Consider the following 17,531-nt stretch of genomic DNA (forward strand, 5'->3'; position numbering starts at 1 on the left):
CCCTCCACGCGCGCTGCCTCCCCCGACAGCGCTTCGTCGCGCTTGAGGACAGACCCTAGGCGCCGCACCAGAAAAAAGAAAAATTGATTCTATCTCATGTACCTATTCATGCGGTGAATGTATCCGCATTCGCCGCGGTGATAGGTCAGGCCAGCGCCCCGAGCTGCCGTGGCGGCACGCAGTCGTGGATCAGCTGCCGCAGCCACGCAAGCGCGGGGTCGCGGCTGCGGTGCGACTGCCAGCGGATGCTCTGGCGAAGCGGAGCGAAGTCGAAGGGGGCGGGCTTGATCGACAGCCCGCCATGCGCCAGCTCAGGCTCGGCGAGCCGGCGCTGGATCAGCGCAACCCGGTCGGTGCCACGGATCAGTCCGGGGATCGACGCGAAGACATAGGTCGAGAGCACCTTGGCCGGCGTCACCCCGGCCTGCCGCATGGAGACAGCCGAGAAGCTGTCCTGCCCGGTGAAGGGCTCCATCAGAACATGCGGCGCCTCGGCAAAGCGCTCCGGCGTCATCTCCGCCTGCGCGTGCGGCCCGTCTGCTGCGACCAGCACAACCAGTTCGTCCTCGAAGAGAATCTCATGCTCTTGGCTGCTGGCACCAAGGTAGTCCGGCACGATCAGCAGATCGGCCTCGCCGCGGTCCAGCAACTGGCTCGGCTGCGCGTGCTGCGGGCGCAGGTTGAGCCGCACATTCGGCGCCTCGGCAGCCAACCGGCGCGACAGCCCCGGCCCAAGCACGCTCAGCGAGTAATCAGAGATCACCACATTGAATGTCGCGCTGTCTTCGGACGGGTCGAAGTGCGGGCGGATGCGCGTGGCGCTCTCGACGCGCACCATGATCTCGCGCACCGGCTCCTGCAGGCTCTGCGCCAGCGGCGACAGTTCCATGCCGCGCCCGACCTGCACCAGCAGCGGATCGTCGAAGAAGGTGCGCAGCCGCCCCAGCGCGTTCGACATGGCCGATTGGGTGATGAACATCTCTTCCGCCGCGCGGGTGACGCTGCGGGTCTTCAGCAGAATATCCAGTGCCGCCAAAAGGTTCATGTCGAGCTTGTTGAAACGCATCCGGGTCTCCTCCCCACAAATTCACACGATCAATGTCAGCCATTCATCGAAGCAATTTTCTAAATACCTCTGCCAAAGCTACACGATTGGCAAGCAGGATTCGCACCCGGCCACGTTCGGGTGCTGGCAGACGGAGGAGGCTGACCATGCGCATCATCGGACCCGACTATCTGGTGTTCGGGGTGGACGATCTGGAAGGGTCGAAAACCTATCTCGAGGATTTCGGCCTGAAGCCGGTGCAGCTGGACGACAGCGGCTGGCTTTATGAAACGCTAGACGGCACCGGCGTGATCATTCGCCACCGCGACGACCCCAAGCTGCCCGCGCCGCTGGAAACCAAGAACATGCTGCGCCAGCAGGTCTATGGGGTCGAGGACGCCGAAACGCTCGACGCGATCGAGGCCGAGATGTCGAAGGACCGCCGCGTCACCCGCCTGTCGGACGGCGGGCTGGAGTTCAAAGATGATCTGGGCTTCGAGCTGCGCTTTCAGGTGACCATCCGCCGCGAGCTGTCGATGCCCGCCGAGAAGATCAACGCCCCCGGCGCCCCGGCGCAGCGCGCGGCGAACGAGCTGGGCGTGACCGACGACATGGCCGCCCTGCCCCGCACGCTGAGCCACGTGGTGCTGTTTGTGCCGGACATCGACAAGATGGTCAGCTTCTTCTGCGACCGTCTGGGCTTCGTCATCACCGACGTGCTCTCCGGCGCCGGACCGTTCCTGCGCCCCGCGGCGAATGACGATCATCACACGCACTTCTTCATCCGCACCCCGGCCTACATGCAGGGCTGCGAGCACCTCGCCTTCCACATGGGTGGGCCGACCGAACTGATGGTGGCGGGTGATCGCTTCGTGCGGAAGGGCTACCAGAGCTTCTGGGGTCCGGGCCGGCACAAGTTCGGCTCGAACTGGTTCTGGTACTTCAACAGCCCGCTCGGCTGCCATTTCGAATACGACGCCGACATGGACAAGCACGACGACACATGGGTCGCGCGCGAGGCGCCGAACGGACCCGAGGCGAGCCAGATGTTCCTGCTGCAGTGGCGCGAGAAATGGGCGCCCGGCGGCGGCCCCGAAGGCGGCGCCGGCCCGAAATGAGCCCGCGCCAGCTTCGGCTGTGCCACCGGGACGATATTCCCGAAGGCGCAGCCCGCGGCTTCCTGCCCCTGCCCGGCGCCTCGCGCAACGTCATCGTGGTGAAGCGCGGCGGGCATCTGCATGGGTACATGGATTCCTGCCCGCACTACCGCGGCGGCACGCCCATGGCCTGGCGCAGGGACGCCTACCTCAACGGCGACGGCACGCATCTGGCCTGCCACGCCCACGGGGCACTTTTTGACATCGAGACGGGGGCCTGCGTGTCCGGCCCCTGCCTGGGACGGAAACTGACCCGCGTGCCTCTGACCGAGGCACCGGACGGGTTCATCAGCGTCCCGGCGCAGGTCGCCGGACGCGCAGCACGGGAGGGCTGATCATGGGAGCGGCAAAGAAAGTACTGGTGATCGGCGGCGGTTTTTCCGGCATGTCCGCGGCGATCATGCTGGCACGCGGCGGCATCGAGACCGACCTCGTCGAGATCGACGCCGGCTGGCGCAGCTACGGCGCGGGCATCAGCCTGCATGGCGCAACGCTGCGGGTGTTTGCCGAGCTTGGCATCCTCGATGCGTTCAAGGCCACCGGCGCGGCGACCGATGGGCTGGTGGTGCGGATGCCGCACAATGATCAGGTGCTCGTCACCATTCCCACCCCGCCGATGCCCGGCACCGGCCTTCCCGGCAATGCCGCGATCATGCGCCCGGCGCTGGCGGCGATCCTTGCAGACGCCACCCGCGCCGCGGGCGTTTCGGTGAAGCTTGGCTGCAGCTTCGAGACCATCGCGCAGGACGATGCGGGCGTCGACGTCAGTTTCACCGACGGCACTTCGGCGCGCTACGATGCGGTGATCGGCGCCGACGGGCTGTATTCGAAGACCCGCGCCACGCTGATGCCCGAGGCGCCGCAGCCCGAGTACGTCGGACAGGCGGTCTGGCGCGCAGAGATGGCCACGCCCGAGGGCGTCGAGACGCTCAACATGTGGCTCGGCAAGGGTCTCAAGGTCGGGATCAACCCGGTCTCCGAGGGCCGTTCGTATATGTTCGTCACCGAGGACCGCCCGACCAACGACTGGGTTGGGGAGGCCGATCTGCTGCCGCAGATGACCGCGCTGCTCGATCAGTTCCCCTCGCCGATCCTGACCGGCGTGAAGGCGGGTCTGAGCGCCGACAGCAAGCTGATCTACCGCCCGCTCGAGAAAATGCTGCTGCCGCAGCCGTGGCACGCGGGCCGGGTGATGCTGATCGGTGATGCGGTGCACGCCACCACGCCGCACCTCGGCGCGGGCGCTTGTATCGGCATGGAAGACGGGCTGGTGATCGCCGAGGAACTGCTGCGCGCGGACACCGTGGCCGAGGCCTTCGCCGCGCATGAGGCGCGCCGCTGGGATCGCTGCAGCATGGTGGTCAACAACTCTGCGCGCCTGTCGGAAATCGAGGTGACCGGCGGAGACCAGCAGGAACACAACGCGATCATGGGCCGCTCGATGATGGCCCTCGGCGCACCGGTCTGACCCGGCGCGGCCAAGGCGAGGCCGCAGGAAACATCACGGGCAAAATCACAGGCAAAACCACGGGCAAAATCTGGGGAGCAAGGTCGGCGGGAGGCCGGCCCAGCAGGGAGGAAAACATATGACGGAAACACAACTTCACGCCGGGCCGGTCCCGGCGGCGGGAGAGCTGCGCAAGATCGGCGCCGCGGCGCTGATCGTCGGGCATTGCGCCGGGCTGATCGATCTGGTGGCGCTGCCGGTCTGGGTCGGCGCGCTGATCGCGCGCTTTGGCTTTGGCCCGCGCGAGGCCGGGGCGCTGGTGACGCTGTTCCTGATCGGCGCGGTGATCGCCAGCGTGCTGACCGCGCGCAACTTCAACCGCCTGCCGCGCAAGGCACTGGCGGTGACGGGATACGCGCTCTCGGCGCTGGCCTTCGTGCTGGCCGCCGGGCAGAGCGGCTTCGCGCCGCTGGCGGCCCTGCACTTGCTGGGCGGCACCGCCACCGGCATGGCGCTCAGCCTCGTGCACGGCAGCATGGGCCGCGCCGCCAACCCGCACCGGCTGTTCGCCTTCGCGGGCGCCGGGCTCGGCCTTTTCGGGGTGATCTACATGGGCGCGGTGCCGCAGCTTCTGGCGCTGCACGGCGGACAGGTGCTGTTCTACAGCTTCGGCGCGATCATGGCAGTGGCGGCGCTGGCGATGCTGCTGGCCTTCCCCTCGGTGGCCGGACAGGCCGAAGACGCCCCAAGCCGCGCGCCCTTTGCGGCTGGCGTGCTGGCCGTGATCGCAGGCGTCAGCCTGATGACCTTCAATCAGGCGATGGTGTTTTCCTTCGTAGAGGTCATCGGCACCGCCCGCAACTTCGCGCCGCAGGCCATCGTCGGCACGCTGATCGCGCTCGGCATCGTCAACTTCGTCGGCCCCGCACCGCTGGCCGCGCTTCTGGAAAAGCGCCTCTCGGCGCGCCGCGTCGTGCTGGCCGGGCCGGTGGTGCAGGCCACCCTCGCGCTGGTGCTGACCTTCGCCACGGTGCTGGCCGTCTGGGCCCCGGTCGCGGCGATCTTCGTGGCGGTACAGATCTTCACCCACACCTTCGCCTTCGGCCTGCTGGCGCGCATGGACCGCACCGGCCGCGCCGTGGCTGCAACCCCGGCGATGCTGATGACCGGCTCGGCGCTCGGCCCGATCATCGGCGGCATCCTTATGGAGAGCTTCGGCATCGGCGCGCTCGGCGTGACCGCGGTGATCGTCGCGGCGCTTTCCGTCACCTGCTTTGCCCGCGGCACCCGCGCGCAAGACTGACCAAGACCAAGAGGGCCTGCCGCCTTGGCGGGCCCGAGACTGAGGAGGAGACCCAATCATGATCAAACGTACAGCAACCGCGCTGGCCCTTGCCGCGCTGACCGCGTTGCCTGCAATGGCCGAGACCACCTTCACCGTGCTCGGCAGCGGCGGCGGCCCGATCGCCCGCCCCGACCGCTCGCAGCCCGCCAACCTGCTGCAGGTCAATGGCCGCAACATCGTGGTCGACGCCGGCGACGGCCTGTCGATCCGTCTCGCAGCGAAACGCGTGCGGATGGGCGGCGTCGACGAGGTGCTGCTCAGCCACCTGCATTTCGACCACGCGGGCGGGCTGCTGGCGGTACTCGGCCAGCGCTTTCAGACCAACCCAGCGAAGCCGGTGATGATCTACGGCCCGCCGGGCACCGCCGCGCTGGTCAACGGCATTGTCGAGGGCATGGGGCCGGCTATGGAAGCCGCCTACGGCATGGAGGATGCCGAGATCATGACCCCCGAGCAGCTGGTGCAGGTGCAGGAAATCCGCGACGGCGACACGCTGCAACTGGGCGACGTGAAGGTGACCGCGGCGAAGAACTCGCACTACAGCTTTGCCCATGGGTCCGACCTCGAGGCCAAATACGAGTCGCTTTCCTTCCGCTTCGACACACCTGACCGCTCGATCGTCTACACCGGCGACACTGGCTGGTCCGAGGCGGTGATTGAGCTGGCGCGGGACGCCGATCTGCTGGTCACCGAACTGATCGACCTGCCCTCGGTGATGGAAAACGTGCGCAAAACCGCGCCCGAGCACCTGATCGAAGAGATCGAGTGGCACCTTGCAGAGCACCACGTCAGCCCCGAGCAGATCGGCCGCATGGCCGCAGAGGCGGGCGTGCAGAAGGTCGTCGCCACACACCTTGTGGCCGGCGCCCGCATCACCCCCGAGCAGACCGAGAGCTGGGCCGAGCTGATCCGCGCCGGCTTCGATGGCGAGATCGTCATCGCCGAGGACCTGCAGGACTTCTGACACGGCCCCGGGCATTCACCGCGTGAATGCCCGGGATCACACCTTTCCATTTTCCGAATGCGCGGGCCCCGAATACCTCTCGGCCCCAAGGGCGACGCGCCCGCTCACTCCGACGATCCAAGGAGCCTCCCCATGGCGATGTTCAACTACTTCCCCAACTATGTCTGGAACCTCACGGTCTCTATCGCGCTCGCCTCCGGCGGCGAGATCGGCGAGATCATGGACATGTGCCAGCCGCTGCTTGAGAAGGCGAAGAACGGCGAGGACGCGGGCACCAAGGAATTCATGGTCGAATGGGTGCGCGTCGCCGACAAGCTGACCGCGATCGCAGAGGAAGAAGAGGCGGAGGGCAAGCTGTTCTCCGCAGGTGCCAAGCGCAAGCGCGCGGCGCTCTACTACATCCTTGCAGAGCGCATGCAGGGTCAGGGCGATCCCGAGCGCATGGTGACCTACAAGAAGGGGCTCGAGAACTTTCTTAAGGGCACGCAGCAGTCCGGCGATAACGTGCAGCGCTTCGAGGTCGCCTATGGCGACAAGGTGATCCCGGTGCTCTACACCCCGGCGCAGGGCGTCGAGGGCCCCGCCCCTGCGGTGGTCTACCTCAACGGTCTCGATAGCTGCAAAGAGCTGCTCTACTGGTCGTTCCTGCCGCACGAACTGGCCAAGCGCGGCATCGCCACGCTCTGCGTCGACCAGCCCGGCACCGGCGAGAGCCTGCGCCTGCAGGACCTGCCGGCGCATTACGACAGCGAAACATGGGGCACCCCGATCTACGAATGGCTTGCCGCGCGCGAGGATGTGGACGCGGAGCGTATCGGCATCACCGGCATCTCGCTCGGCGGCTATTACGCGCCGCGGGTCTGCGCCAACGAGCCGCGCTATGCCTCCGGTGCGGTCTGGGGCGCCAACCACAACTGGGCCGAGGTGCAGCAAAAGCGCCTCAAGCGCGAGGGCGAGAACCCGGTGCCGCACTATTGGAACCACGTCATGTGGGTGTTCGGCGCCGACGACATGGACACGTTCCTCGCCAAGGCCGAGGGTTTCTGCCTCGACGGCCAGATGGAAAAGATCAAGGTGCCCTTCCTCGTCACCCATGGCGCGAATGACCGGCAGATCGCGCTGGATTACGCGCATCAGTCCTACGACCAGTTGGTCAACGCGCCGCGCCGCGAGCTGAAGATCTTCACCGATCGCGAGGGCGGGGTTGAGCATGTGGGCGCCGACAACATGACCTACGGCCGCAACTACATCGCCGATTGGTTCGCCGAGACGCTTGGCGGACGGCTGAGCGCCCAGACAGTGGCGGAGGGCTGAGATGCGCTTCGCCACCCTGCCCGACGGCAGCCGCGACGGGCGGCTGCACCTCGTCAGCCGCGACAACGCGCGCTGCATCCCCGCCGAGGGGGTGCAGACGCTGCTGGCCCTTATGGACGATTGGGACGGCCATGCGCTCGCGCTCGAGGCGCAATACGCCACGCTGAACGCGGGCGGCGGTGCGCCCTTCGATCCCGCCGCCGCGCGCGCCCCCCTGCCCCGCGCGTGGCAATGGCTCGACGGATCGGCCTACGACAGCCACGGCGATCTGATGCAGAAGGTCTTTGGCCTCGATCCCAACCCCAAGGGGCGGCCCTTGATGTATCAGGGCATGTCCGACCGCTTTTATGGTCCCACCGCCGATATTCCGCTGCCGTCCGAAGAGGACGGCATCGATTTCGAGGGCGAGTTCGGGGTGATCTGCGACTCTGTGCCCATGGGCAGCACGCCGGCCGAGGCCGCCGCGCGGATCCGGCTGGTGGTGCAGATCAACGACTGGTCGCTGCGCCGCCTCGCCCCGATCGAGATGAAGACCGGCTTTGGCTGGGTGCAGGCCAAGCCTGCCTGCGCCATTGCGCCTGTTGCCCTCACCCCCGATGAGCTGGGCGACGCGTGGCGCGATGCGCGGGTCGATCTGCCGCTGACCGTCACGCTCAACGGTGCCCCCTTCGGCCATGCCGAGGGCTACCCGATGAGCTACGGTTTTGACGAATTGCTCGCCCATGCCGCGCATTCGCGCGATCTGGTGGCTGGAACCGTGCTCGGCTCTGGCACCGTGTCGAACGAGAATTACCGCGAGGTCGGCTCGTCCTGCCTTGCCGAGCGCCGGGCGATCGAACTGCTCGACGAGGGCGCGCCGCGCACGCCTTTCATGGGCTTCGGCGACCGCGTCGCCATGGAGTGCCGCAGCCGCGACCGGGCGCCGCTCTTTGGGGCCATCGACCAGAAGGTGATCAAAGGAGGACGCAGATGAGCCGCAGGATCATCGACCTTTCGGTCACGCTTACAGACGAGGTGCCCGCCGACCCGCCCGGCATGGGGCCGCGCATCGAGTACATGGAGCACTCCGGCGGCGCGCGCGAATACCAACAGATGTTCGGCATCCCCGTGGAGCACCAGCTTGACGGTGCCGGCGCAGCGGCGGAACGCCTCACTCTGACCACCCACAACGGCACGCATCTCGACGCGCCGTGGCACTACCACCCGACAATGAACAAGGGCGAGCGGGCGATCACCATCGACGAGGTGCCGCTGGAGTGGTGCATGGGGCCGGGCGTGAAGCTCGACTTCCGCGAGGTGCCCGACGGCCACGTTGTCACCGCCGCCGAGATGGAGGCGGAGTTCGCCCGCATCGGCCATGATCTGCAACCGGGCGACATCGTGCTGGTCAACACCCGTGCCGGCGCGCTCTACGGCCAGCCCGGCTATGTGGCGGCGGGCTGTGGCATTGGCCGCGAGGCGACGCTCTGGTTGGCCGAGCGCGGCATGAAGGTCTGCGGCACCGACGCGTGGAGCTGGGATGCTCCGCTGAAGGCGGTGGCGGAAAAAGCCAAGGCGACCGGCCAGTGGGACCTGTTCTGGGAAGGCCACAAGGCCGGGGCCGAGACGGTCTATTGCCACATGGAGAAACTCGCCAATCTCGACCAGCTACCCGACACCGGCTTCGAGGTCATGTGCTTTCCGGTCAAGGTCGCCCGCGGCTCGGCAGGCTGGTGCCGCCCGGTGGCCATCCTCGCGGACTGAGGTCCGCGCCTCCCGGGAAGGCCGGCGCTGTGGGGGGCGCCGGCCTTTTTCTTTGCCCAAGTTGCTTTGCCTAAGGACCGCGCCAGCGACGATCCGAGAGCGAACCACCGCCAACGTCGCGCCTAGATGTCATGTTGGTCCAGAAACTCGCGAACGGTCTGCATGCAGGTGCGCCAAGCGGGCTCATAGTCGACAAGCACGTGATTGCGGCTGTCGAGCGGCACAAAATGCGCGTCGGGGATGCCCGAGGCCAGCGCCCGGCCCATATCGAGCGGAATGCGCATGTCGTCCTTGGAGTGCAGCACGATCGTCGGCGCGCGCACCTCTCCCAGACGGTGTCGCACGTCGATCTCGCCGAAGGCGTCCTGAAACCGCGCGGCGTTGCCCGGCGAGGTGGTCAGCCGCTGGAACTCGTCGAACCACGCCAGTTCCTCTGGCCCCGCGTCGGGCATGAAGGTCTGCGAGAAGATGTGCCGGTAGGCCGGATTGTCGGTGCCCCAGCCCAGTTCGGTCAGCGCCCGCACCGCTTCGCGCCGAGCTTTCTCTTCCTCGCTGACCATGTGGCGCCAGCCCGCAGCATACCCCCCGACGAGGATCAGCCCCGAGACCCGCTCGGGGTGGCGCACGGCATATTCGACGCAGACCGCCGCCCCCTGCGAGATCCCCAGCAGCGGGAAGCGCTCAAGCTCCAGCTTGTCGGCCACCACCTCGAGGTCTTCGACGAAGGCGTCGAACCCGAGGTCGGCCACGTCCCAGTCCGACAAGCCGCAGCCACGCTCGTCGTAGCGCACGAACCTGCGCCTGCTGGCGATCTCGGCAAAGCACTTGCCCCAGATCGGGCTGGTCCAGTCGAACTCGAGATGCGTCAGCCAGTTCGCCGCCTTGAGCAGCGGCGGGCCAGAGCCAAGCGTGGCATAGGCGATCTTCGTGCCGTCGGGGGCTTCGCAGAAGGCGATGCGCTGGCTGCGTAGCCCCGAGGCGCCACCGGCAGCGGGCGCCTCCGAGCCGCCGCTGGCGGGGCCGGACGAGGCGTCTCGCGCAGCTGGCAGTCCGCTTTCGGAACCTGCTTCGGGGTCCGCGTCGCGCCACAGGCGCGTCCATTTCTGCGCTGAGAGCGCTGGCAACTCGGGATGGGCGACGAGACGGCGCAGCACCTCGACGCGGGCAATTCGCACGTCTTCGCGCTCGGCCTCCAGCCACGACCGGAAGCCGGCATCCCCGGCGCCGTCCAACCCGTCGAGCAGGATCGGCGACAGCGCCAGAGCCATGTCCTCAAGTTCGGCCACATCAAGCTCGGCGTCGCTGCGCAGCCGGGCGTAGACCTCGTGCAAATCGACCTCCGCCGCCTCGGCGTCGAAGCGCACCCGCTCGCGGTCCGACAGGATGCGGCGCCGGTCGGGCGTGTCGACGACCGGGCGCAGTTTGGTCAACGACCAGCGCAGCGCCGCCTTTGGATCGTCGGGCAGATCCCACAGCAATTCGCACAGACGCTCGCGCCGATGCGGGCGTCCGGTGGCCACGAGAAACCCGAGCAGCGCCCGCGCCTTGCGCGATGACGGCAGCGCAATGTCCGCGCCGCCGCAGCGCACCCGCAGTTCGCCGAGCAGAGAAACCTGCAAACGGTCGCTCGGCGACGTGGCGTCCTCTGGGCGGTCGTGCGGCCCCATCAGGTCTCCGGACAGATGTAAGAAAGCGCGGATCGAAATTGCGCTTCATCCTGAGCCAATGCCCCCCGAGCTGTCCAGCGTTCTGAGCGGCCCCCACGGCCGCCTAGCGGGCAAAACGCACCGGCAAATACAACGTGACGTTGCGGCAATTTCCACGCCGATGACAACGCTGGTGACAACGCTCTGCCCCGATACCCCTGCAGCACCCGCCACGGCTCAGCGAGCGTGAAATTTCCGGCGGGCCTGCTGAATTGGAGTACCACGATGATTGAAGACACGACCCTGCACAAGCTTGGCTGTCCGGTGATCGATCCGCGCAGCCTGCAGCGCGACACACACGCCCGCCTTGCGGCACTGCGCGCCGAACACCCGCTGGTGCAGATCGGCGACGGCCAGTTTCTCGTCCTGCGCGCCGATGATGTGCTGCCGCTGCTGAACGATCCGCGCACACGGCAGATCAGCGGGGATCAGTATATTGCCCTCAACCGGGTGCCCGACGGGCTGACCGCGCGGCTGCAAGCCGAGTTCTTCCTGTTCGCCGACACCCAAGACCACCGCCGCAAGCGCGGGCTCTTCGCCCGTGCCTTCGCGCACAAAGAGATCGAAGCGCGTCGCCCCGCAGTGCGGGACACGGCGCGGCGCATCTTGGCACGCCTGCCCCGCGGCGAAAGTCTGGATTTCAGCGCTGCGGTGGCGGCGCGGGTTCCCGCCGAAGCCGTGGCCGCGATCCTTGGCCTGCCCGACGCCGACGCGCCGCACCTTGCGGCCTTGGTCGGTGAGGTCGCCAGCGCGATCTCTCCAATCTATCCGCGTGAGCGTCATGCGCAGATCGAAGACGCCACCGAGGCGCTTTACTTCTATGTCGAGCGGCAGCTGCAGGCACGGATCATCCAGCCCCGGGCCGACGTCCTGAGCCAGCTTGTGAAAGCCTGGCGCGCCGAGCCGGACATTTCAGCCGAATGCCTGATCTTCCAGATCATGGGGGTGCTGATCGCCGGGGTCGACACCACCCGCACGGCGCTGGCGCGCGGCACCGCGATGCTGCTGGAACGGCCACGCGACTGGGCCGCGCTGTGCAAGGACCCGGCGCTGATCCCCGGCGCCGTGGCAGAGGTGCTGCGCTTTGATCCGCCGGTGGGCTCGGTAACACGGGTGGTCGCCGAACCGCTCGAGATTGGCGGAACGCTGCTCGCCAAAGACTGCGCGCTGCGGCTGTCGCTGCTCTCGGCGCTGCGTGATCCGGCGCTGCACCATGCGCCCGAGGCATTCGATATCCGCCGCCGCGATCACCCCCGGCTGCACCCGGTGTTCGGACATGGGCCGCACCGCTGCCTTGGCGAAAGGCTGGCGCGGATCGAGATGGAAGAGACCTTCGCAGCGCTGATGGCGGAGGCGCCGTTCACCGAGTTGCTGCTGAGCCCCCGGCTGGAAGGCTTTGGCGGGCTGCGCCGGGCCACACCGATGCGGGTGCGCCTGTCATGAGCTTCGATCTTGCCCCACAGGCTGCCCTACAGGCGGCGCAGACCGCGCCACGGATGCAGATGGGATGTCTCGCCGCGGGCGACGTGCTGATCGTCTCGCTGAGCGGCTGCATCGATGCGTCTTCGACCGGCCCGCTGTGCGATGCGCTGGTGGCGCATGTCCGGTCCGGCTGGCGGCGCATGGTGATCGAACTGACGCCGCAGACACAGCTCACCCGGCCAGGACTGCGCGGCCTCGTGGTCGCTGCCAAGCTGCTGCAAGCCCGGCAGGGGGACATGCGCATCTGCGGCGCGACCGCCGAGACCGAAGCCTTCGGCAAACGCGAGAGCTTTCGCCATTTGCTGCGCTTCGCCCCCGATCGCAGCGCCGCCCTGACGAGCATTTCCGCCGCCGCGCCAGAGCGCCGCGGCACCTCCAGCGATTTCAAAAAGGAGATTCGAAAATGATGACGACGTATTTCTTCACCGCCTTCACCCAGCAAAGCCAGTGGAGCGTGCGCCGCGGCACGCGCGCGAAGAAGGCCGCGGGCTGGCTGAGCAGGCTGCGCAGGTCTTGGGTTGCCCGATCCCAGTATCGCCACCTCGAAGATCTGCCGGACTACCTGCTCGACGATATCGGCCTCACACGCGGTGACATCGCAAGGGCGCGCCGCGGCGAGTTTCCCTACTGACCCTGTCTTTGTCGAAGCCCTCGCCCGCTCCGGAGCAAAGCTCTCCGGGGCGGGTTCAACGCACCCCGCCTATGGCGTTGCCCCCGAAACCACCCGGAGGCACCAGACAGCCCACCGCCCCGGTGCGCCGCGCTCAGATCATTTCGATGCGCACCGGGTAGGTGCCTTTGTGCAGCAGCGGTGCCAAGTCGCCCTCGATATGGCCCAGCCGGATCAGATCATCGCGGAACGTATAATCGTCGTGGAACAGCGCAAGGTTGCCCCAGCCGAGGAAATAGCACAGATCGCCCGGCGTCTCGTCGCTGAACGCATCGAAGCCGCCTTCGTCCAATCGGCGCGGCAGGTGCACGATCTTCTCGTTGGTAGAGAGATCTTCGATCTCCAGTTGCAGCGGCAGCATCGAGATTAGGTCGCGGGTCGTGGGGGTGTCGAAGAGCCGGTAGGTCACCGTCTGGTCATCTAAGCTGCAGCGCATCCGCATGGACCGGGCCAGCGCGGCGGCCGGGACACAAAGCGTTGCGGCGGCGCCCTGAAGGAAGCTGCGGCGGCTCGGGTATCTCGGACATTTCATGCGGTTGGCTCTCCGAGAGCGCCTTCGGCTTCAGAAGAGAGTGGCCGTCACTGGGCAGCAACTAAGATATGCCCCGGTTGATGGCGGTCACGGGGTCCGCAGCGCAGGCGCAGCCACAGCGAAGACGCCGTGGCTGCTGACGCCAAGCGCAAGTAACCGGTGATCCTCAAGCGGGATGACCACATCGATCGCTATGATCAGGCCGAATTGCCCCCTCAACACGCTCGGAGCGTGCCCACCGGCCCGCTTGGGTCGTCCTGCGGCGCTTTTTGCCACGAGGCGGATATGTCACCTGTAGAGCAGCACCGGAACTTTCACCGACTGGATCATCGCAGTTGTGGTGGAGCCGATGATCAGGTGGCGCACACGGCTGTGTCCGTACGCCCCCATGACCAGCAGATCAAACCCCGCGTTCGCCACCACTCCCTTCAAGGCCGCCTCCGGTTCTCCGGACGCGACCTGCGTCGAGACCGACAGATTTGCCGACCGCAAGCGCGCGGCACCTTCATCTGCGATCTTCTGTGCGCCAGCCTCGTCAGCGCCGACGCAGAGGACACAGACTTCCAGACCCGCAAACACCGGACTTGCCGATATCCGCTCGATGGCCACCTTGGCGCTGGGGCTGCCGTCATAGGCCACGAGGACTTTCGAGATCGGCCTGAACTCCCGCGAGGCGACGAACACCGGAACCCGCGACGTCCGTACGATGCGTTCCAGATTGGAGCCAAGATGCCCTGACGCAAAGTCCGCACCTTCCCCCCGCTTGCCGATGGTGATGGCGCGAATGTCGTCCGACACCGCGCCCACGGCCTCCAGCAGATCCCCTTTGCGCAGGCGCAGGTTCACCTCTCCCACGCCGTCGGCTTCGAGAATTTCTCTGGCGTCTTCCAGAATTGCGTGCCCTTTGGCCTGCGCCAGCTTGGCGCGCTGCGCGTCCATCGCGGCAAGCTCTTCCAGCAGCGCGCTGCGCGCGCCGAGGCGAAGCGCTCCCGACAGATCGCGAGACGCGCTGCCCTCGCGGCGCCCGAGCACATGCATCGCCTCGATTTTGGCGCCGAGCCTTCCGGCGATCCATGCGGTGTGATGGCAGACGCTCTCGGAATAGGCCGATCCGTCCAGAAGTGCGAGTATCTTGTCCATGGCGTCCTCCCTTAGTGCCCGGTCAGCGCGTCCATTGCGCCGGGCTTGTCGTGAATGGCCAGTTTGTCGACCAGCGTTTCCGAGGCGGCGTTCATCCCGACGACTTCGACGTCGGCCCCCTCGCGGCGGAACTTCAGGATCGCCATGTCGAGCGCCTGCACCGAGCTGATGTCCCAGATATGGGCACGGCTGACATCGATCCGCACTTGCTCTGGCGCCTCTCCGAAGTCGAAGGCATTGGCAAAATCCTCGGTCGAGCCATAGAACAACTGCCCCTCCAGCGTATAGGTCCGTACGCGGCCACCGGCTGACAGCGTTGACGTGACACGGAAAAGCTGCGCGATCTTAGCCGCAAAGAAGATGCCCGACAGCAGCACGCCCACGAGCACACCAATGGCGAGGTTGTGCGTATAAACCACGGTGACGACCGTCGCGATCATCACGATTGAGGACGAGCGCGGATGCACCCGCAGCGCCTTGATCGAGGACCACGAGAACGTGCCGATCGAGACCATGATCATGATCGCCACCAGCGCGGGCATCGGGATCCGCGCCACAAGATCGCCCAAGCCCACCACGAGGATCAGCAGCACAGTGCCTGCGGTGAAGGCCGAGAGCCGCCCACGACCGCCGGATTTCACGTTGATGATCGACTGGCCGATCATCGCGCAGCCCGCCATACCGCCGATAAAGCCGGTGCAACTGTTGGCGATCCCCTGTCCGATGCACTCTTGGTTGCGGTCCGAGCGTGTGTCAGTGAGCTCGTCGACGATGTTCTGCGTCATCAGGCTTTCCAGCAGGCCGACCACGGCCACCGCCGCCGCGTATGGGAAGATGATCACCAAGGTCTCGAAGGTCAGCGGGATCTGCGGGATCAGGAACACCGGCAGCGTGTCGGGCAGCTCGCCCATATCGCCCACGGTGCGCACATCCCAGCCCATGACCACGACAAGGGCGGTCAGCACGACGATGGTCACCAGCGGCGAAGGCACCGCGGTGGTGAGGCGCGGGAACAGGTAGATGATCGCGAGCCCCGCAGCCACCAGCACATAGGTCAGCCAAGTGACGCCCGCGTTGGACGGATCGAGTTCCGGCAGTTGCGCCATGAAGATCAGGATCGCCAGTGCATTGACGAAACCGGTCATCACGGATTTCGACACGTATCGCATGAAGCGCCCGAGCTTCAGCAGCCCGGCACCAATCTGCAGCAGGCCGGCCAGCACGGTGGCTGCCAGCAGGTATTCCAGCCCGTGCTCGCGCACCAGCGTGACCATCAGCACGGCGGTCGCCGCGGTGGCCGCCGAGATCATGCCGGGCCGCCCGCCGGTGAAGGCGATCAGAACGGCGATCGAGAACGAGGCGTAGAGGCCCACCTTTGGGTCCACCCCGGCGATGATGGAAAAGGCGATGGCCTCGGGGATCAGCGCCAACGCGACGACGATACCAGCGAGCAGGTCGCCGCGGATGTTACCGAACCATTGCTGTCGGTAGTCGGAAAATGAGATCATGTTGATAGTCCAATACCCTGTGTCGGGTCGTCTCTGTCAGGACGCTCCGTCAGTTCAGTTTGGGCTTTTGAGAGGTTATCCGGCGGATCAGCGGCCGGAAGAGCCATCCGGGCTTTCACCGGATCCTTACGCTATCGCACTGCGTAAACCCGATCATCCAGCGTTTTTCAAGCCGAAAGGCAATGACGCCCAATTGCCGAGCGACTCAGGCACAGGACCGCGGACCAAGCTGATGTGACTGCCTTTGCCCCATCTGCGGACGTCCGCCGCGTCGGTTCGGTCCCAACGCAGATCGCTGCAGGCCGGCACCGCTCGACACGAGCACCGCGTGAAAAGCGTTCGTGAAGCCAGCAAGTTGAGGCGGACACATCGCCAAATCGCACATGTGCTCCGCGTCGCTTCGGCAGGCCAGACGAGCGGCTGTCGGTGCACGCAGTCATCTTCATTTCAGCCCGTCCAAGAAAATGATTGCAGCCCTGACTCATTCCGTCATTATTTGACTGATCAATCAATAACCAACCAACACCACCACGGGAGACCTTCATGAATTTCCGCACAGCGATTTCCGCCATCGCGCTGAGCAGCTTCAGCGCCGCCGCAGCCTATGCACAATGCGACTCGGTTTCGATGTCCGATGTCGGCTGGACCGACATCACCACCACCACCGCGACGGCCAAGCATGTCCTCGAAGGCCTTGGCTACGATGTCGACGTGAAGGTTCTTTCGGTGCCCGTGACCTTCGCCTCGCTTGAAAACGACGACGTGGACGTGTTCCTTGGCAACTGGATGCCAGCGCAGAATGGTGCCATCCAACCCTATCTCGACAGTGGCGCGATCGAACAGATCAACGTCAATCTCGAGGGCACGAAGTACACACTGGCCACGCCCGCCTACGCCTATGACGCCGGGCTGCAAAGCTACGCTGACATCGCCAAGTTCGAAGATGAACTCGACGGCAAGATCTACGGCATCGAGCCGGGCAACGAGGGCAACGCCTATCTCGTCAGCCTGACCGAAGAGGACACGTTCGGCCTAGGCAACTTCGACGTGGTCGAAAGCTCGGAACAGGGGATGCTGGCGCAGGTCTCGCGCTTTTACAAAAATGAAGAGCCGGTCGTCTTCCTTGGCTGGGAGCCGCACCCGATGAACGCCAACTTCGAGCTGAAGTACCTGCCGGGCGGCGAGGATTTCTTCGGCGGCGAGGGCGTGGTCCACACGGTGACCCGCAAGGGCTTTTCCGAAGAGTGCCCCAACCTCGGCGCGCTTTTCGCGAACATGGATTTCACCCTCGACATGGAAAACAAGATCATGGGCGAAATCCTTGACGATGGCGCCAATCCCGAGGAGGCGACCGGGGTGTGGCTCAAGGAGAACATCGACGTTCTCGACAGCTGGCTCGACGGCGTGACCACCGTAGATGGCGGCGATGCCGTCGCCGCGGTGAAGGCCAGCCTCGGCATGTGATCCAAGCGCACAGC

17 protein-coding genes and 1 other annotated feature are annotated in these 17,531 nt (G+C 66.2%); of the genes, 12 read left to right on the top strand and 5 right to left on the bottom strand.

Annotated elements, in window-relative coordinates; all coding sequences use genetic code 11:
- Positions 1-145 precede the first annotated feature (145 nt).
- The gene (locus tag ACXAJT_RS13705) at positions 146-1,066 is read right to left on the bottom strand and encodes a LysR family transcriptional regulator (RefSeq protein WP_475236118.1); all 921 of its coding nucleotides are present in this window, start codon (positions 1,064-1,066) and stop codon (positions 146-148) included.
- 146 nt (positions 1,067-1,212) lie between these two features.
- Between ACXAJT_RS13705 and ACXAJT_RS13710 the strand changes: the two genes are divergently transcribed.
- From ACXAJT_RS13710 to ACXAJT_RS13745, 8 genes are all read left to right on the top strand, one after another.
- Positions 1,213-2,163 (top strand): VOC family protein, encoded by a 951-nt coding sequence (locus ACXAJT_RS13710; protein ID WP_475236119.1) that lies wholly within the window; start codon positions 1,213-1,215, stop codon positions 2,161-2,163.
- Entirely contained in the window at positions 2,160-2,537 is a 378-nt protein-coding gene (locus ACXAJT_RS13715) for a Rieske (2Fe-2S) protein (protein WP_475236120.1), read from the top strand. Before ACXAJT_RS13710 ends, ACXAJT_RS13715 begins: the two co-directional genes overlap by 4 nt.
- Before the next feature lie 2 nt (positions 2,538-2,539).
- Positions 2,540-3,670, top strand: coding sequence for an FAD-dependent oxidoreductase (locus ACXAJT_RS13720; protein WP_475236121.1), 1,131 nt, complete (start codon positions 2,540-2,542; stop codon positions 3,668-3,670).
- Positions 3,671-3,788: 118 nt separating this feature from the next.
- Complete coding sequence (locus ACXAJT_RS13725; protein ID WP_475236122.1) at positions 3,789-4,952, top strand: MFS transporter; 1,164 nt, start codon at positions 3,789-3,791, stop codon at positions 4,950-4,952.
- Between the two features lie 58 nt (positions 4,953-5,010).
- Positions 5,011-5,958: an MBL fold metallo-hydrolase gene (locus ACXAJT_RS13730; protein ID WP_475236124.1), complete on the top strand. Its 948-nt coding sequence runs from the start codon at positions 5,011-5,013 to the stop codon at positions 5,956-5,958.
- Between the two features lie 132 nt (positions 5,959-6,090).
- Positions 6,091-7,272, top strand: a complete 1,182-nt coding sequence (locus tag ACXAJT_RS13735; protein ID WP_475236125.1) for an alpha/beta hydrolase family protein — start codon at positions 6,091-6,093, stop codon at positions 7,270-7,272.
- Between the two features lies 1 nt (position 7,273).
- Positions 7,274-8,245 carry a fumarylacetoacetate hydrolase family protein gene (locus ACXAJT_RS13740; protein WP_475236126.1) on the top strand — a complete coding sequence of 324 codons (972 nt, stop codon included), beginning with the start codon at positions 7,274-7,276 and terminating at the stop codon, positions 8,243-8,245.
- On the top strand, positions 8,242-9,015 hold the full coding sequence (locus ACXAJT_RS13745) for a cyclase family protein (protein WP_475236127.1): 774 nt from the start codon (positions 8,242-8,244) through the stop codon (positions 9,013-9,015). The genes ACXAJT_RS13740 and ACXAJT_RS13745 overlap by 4 nt, the downstream gene beginning before the upstream one ends.
- 122 nt (positions 9,016-9,137) lie before the next feature.
- Here ACXAJT_RS13745 and ACXAJT_RS13750 read toward each other — a convergent pair whose 3' ends face one another.
- Complete coding sequence (locus ACXAJT_RS13750; protein ID WP_475236128.1) at positions 9,138-10,682, bottom strand: bifunctional AfsR/SARP family transcriptional regulator/alpha/beta hydrolase; 1,545 nt, start codon at positions 10,680-10,682, stop codon at positions 9,138-9,140.
- Between the two features lie 264 nt (positions 10,683-10,946).
- On the opposite strand from ACXAJT_RS13750, the gene ACXAJT_RS13755 reads away from it, so the two are divergent.
- From ACXAJT_RS13755 to ACXAJT_RS13765, 3 genes are read left to right on the top strand one after another with little or no spacing between them, the layout of a single operon-like run.
- Positions 10,947-12,164 carry a cytochrome P450 gene (locus tag ACXAJT_RS13755; protein WP_475236129.1) on the top strand — a complete coding sequence of 406 codons (1,218 nt, stop codon included), beginning with the start codon at positions 10,947-10,949 and terminating at the stop codon, positions 12,162-12,164.
- Positions 12,161-12,610, top strand: coding sequence for an STAS domain-containing protein (locus ACXAJT_RS13760; RefSeq protein WP_475236131.1), 450 nt, complete (start codon positions 12,161-12,163; stop codon positions 12,608-12,610). The genes ACXAJT_RS13755 and ACXAJT_RS13760 overlap by 4 nt, the downstream gene beginning before the upstream one ends.
- Positions 12,607-12,834, top strand: a complete 228-nt coding sequence (locus ACXAJT_RS13765) for a DUF1127 domain-containing protein (RefSeq protein WP_475236133.1) — start codon at positions 12,607-12,609, stop codon at positions 12,832-12,834. The genes ACXAJT_RS13760 and ACXAJT_RS13765 overlap by 4 nt, the downstream gene beginning before the upstream one ends.
- A 133-nt stretch (positions 12,835-12,967) precedes the next feature.
- Here ACXAJT_RS13765 and ACXAJT_RS13770 read toward each other — a convergent pair whose 3' ends face one another.
- The 3 genes from ACXAJT_RS13770 to ACXAJT_RS13780 form a co-directional block, all read right to left on the bottom strand.
- Positions 12,968-13,405 carry a cyclophilin-like fold protein gene (locus ACXAJT_RS13770; RefSeq protein ID WP_475236134.1) on the bottom strand — a complete coding sequence of 146 codons (438 nt, stop codon included), beginning with the start codon at positions 13,403-13,405 and terminating at the stop codon, positions 12,968-12,970.
- Positions 13,406-13,693: 288 nt separating this feature from the next.
- Positions 13,694-14,545 carry a universal stress protein gene (locus ACXAJT_RS13775; RefSeq protein WP_475236136.1) on the bottom strand — a complete coding sequence of 284 codons (852 nt, stop codon included), beginning with the start codon at positions 14,543-14,545 and terminating at the stop codon, positions 13,694-13,696.
- 11 nt (positions 14,546-14,556) lie between these two features.
- Positions 14,557-16,053 (bottom strand): SulP family inorganic anion transporter, encoded by a 1,497-nt coding sequence (locus tag ACXAJT_RS13780; RefSeq protein WP_475236137.1) that lies wholly within the window; start codon positions 16,051-16,053, stop codon positions 14,557-14,559.
- A 73-nt stretch (positions 16,054-16,126) separates the two neighbouring features.
- Positions 16,127-16,182 (bottom strand) — a sequence feature (sul1 is cis-regulatory element that is thought to sense ions involved in sulfur or methionine metabolism; They are found in Alphaproteobacteria).
- A gap of 414 nt (positions 16,183-16,596) precedes the next feature.
- On the opposite strand from ACXAJT_RS13780, the gene choX reads away from it, so the two are divergent.
- Entirely contained in the window at positions 16,597-17,517 is a 921-nt protein-coding gene (gene choX, locus ACXAJT_RS13785; RefSeq protein ID WP_475236138.1) for a choline ABC transporter substrate-binding protein, read from the top strand.
- The last annotated feature ends 14 nt before the right edge of the window (positions 17,518-17,531 follow it).

Source organism: Salipiger sp. ABF4_146 (assembly GCF_056161345.1).

Excerpts from the sequence above, each read along its gene's own strand:
- ACXAJT_RS13745 (WP_475236127.1), top strand. The coding sequence starts at position 8,242 with ATGAGCCGCAGGATCATCGACCTTTCGGTCACGCTTACAGACGAGGTG.
- ACXAJT_RS13755 (WP_475236129.1), top strand. The coding sequence starts at position 10,947 with ATGATTGAAGACACGACCCTGCACAAGCTTGGCTGTCCGGTGATCGAT.
- ACXAJT_RS13750 (WP_475236128.1), bottom strand. The coding sequence starts at position 10,682 with ATGGGGCCGCACGACCGCCCAGAGGACGCCACGTCGCCGAGCGACCGT.
- ACXAJT_RS13770 (WP_475236134.1), bottom strand. The coding sequence starts at position 13,405 with ATGAAATGTCCGAGATACCCGAGCCGCCGCAGCTTCCTTCAGGGCGCC.
- ACXAJT_RS13705 (WP_475236118.1), bottom strand. The coding sequence starts at position 1,066 with ATGCGTTTCAACAAGCTCGACATGAACCTTTTGGCGGCACTGGATATT.
- ACXAJT_RS13730 (WP_475236124.1), top strand. The coding sequence starts at position 5,011 with ATGATCAAACGTACAGCAACCGCGCTGGCCCTTGCCGCGCTGACCGCG.
- ACXAJT_RS13715 (WP_475236120.1), top strand. The coding sequence starts at position 2,160 with ATGAGCCCGCGCCAGCTTCGGCTGTGCCACCGGGACGATATTCCCGAA.
- ACXAJT_RS13780 (WP_475236137.1), bottom strand. The coding sequence starts at position 16,053 with ATGATCTCATTTTCCGACTACCGACAGCAATGGTTCGGTAACATCCGC.
- ACXAJT_RS13720 (WP_475236121.1), top strand. The coding sequence starts at position 2,540 with ATGGGAGCGGCAAAGAAAGTACTGGTGATCGGCGGCGGTTTTTCCGGC.
- choX (WP_475236138.1), top strand. The coding sequence starts at position 16,597 with ATGAATTTCCGCACAGCGATTTCCGCCATCGCGCTGAGCAGCTTCAGC.
- ACXAJT_RS13765 (WP_475236133.1), top strand. The coding sequence starts at position 12,607 with ATGATGACGACGTATTTCTTCACCGCCTTCACCCAGCAAAGCCAGTGG.
- ACXAJT_RS13760 (WP_475236131.1), top strand. The coding sequence starts at position 12,161 with ATGAGCTTCGATCTTGCCCCACAGGCTGCCCTACAGGCGGCGCAGACC.
- ACXAJT_RS13725 (WP_475236122.1), top strand. The coding sequence starts at position 3,789 with ATGACGGAAACACAACTTCACGCCGGGCCGGTCCCGGCGGCGGGAGAG.
- ACXAJT_RS13735 (WP_475236125.1), top strand. The coding sequence starts at position 6,091 with ATGGCGATGTTCAACTACTTCCCCAACTATGTCTGGAACCTCACGGTC.
- ACXAJT_RS13710 (WP_475236119.1), top strand. The coding sequence starts at position 1,213 with ATGCGCATCATCGGACCCGACTATCTGGTGTTCGGGGTGGACGATCTG.
- ACXAJT_RS13740 (WP_475236126.1), top strand. The coding sequence starts at position 7,274 with ATGCGCTTCGCCACCCTGCCCGACGGCAGCCGCGACGGGCGGCTGCAC.
- ACXAJT_RS13775 (WP_475236136.1), bottom strand. The coding sequence starts at position 14,545 with ATGGACAAGATACTCGCACTTCTGGACGGATCGGCCTATTCCGAGAGC.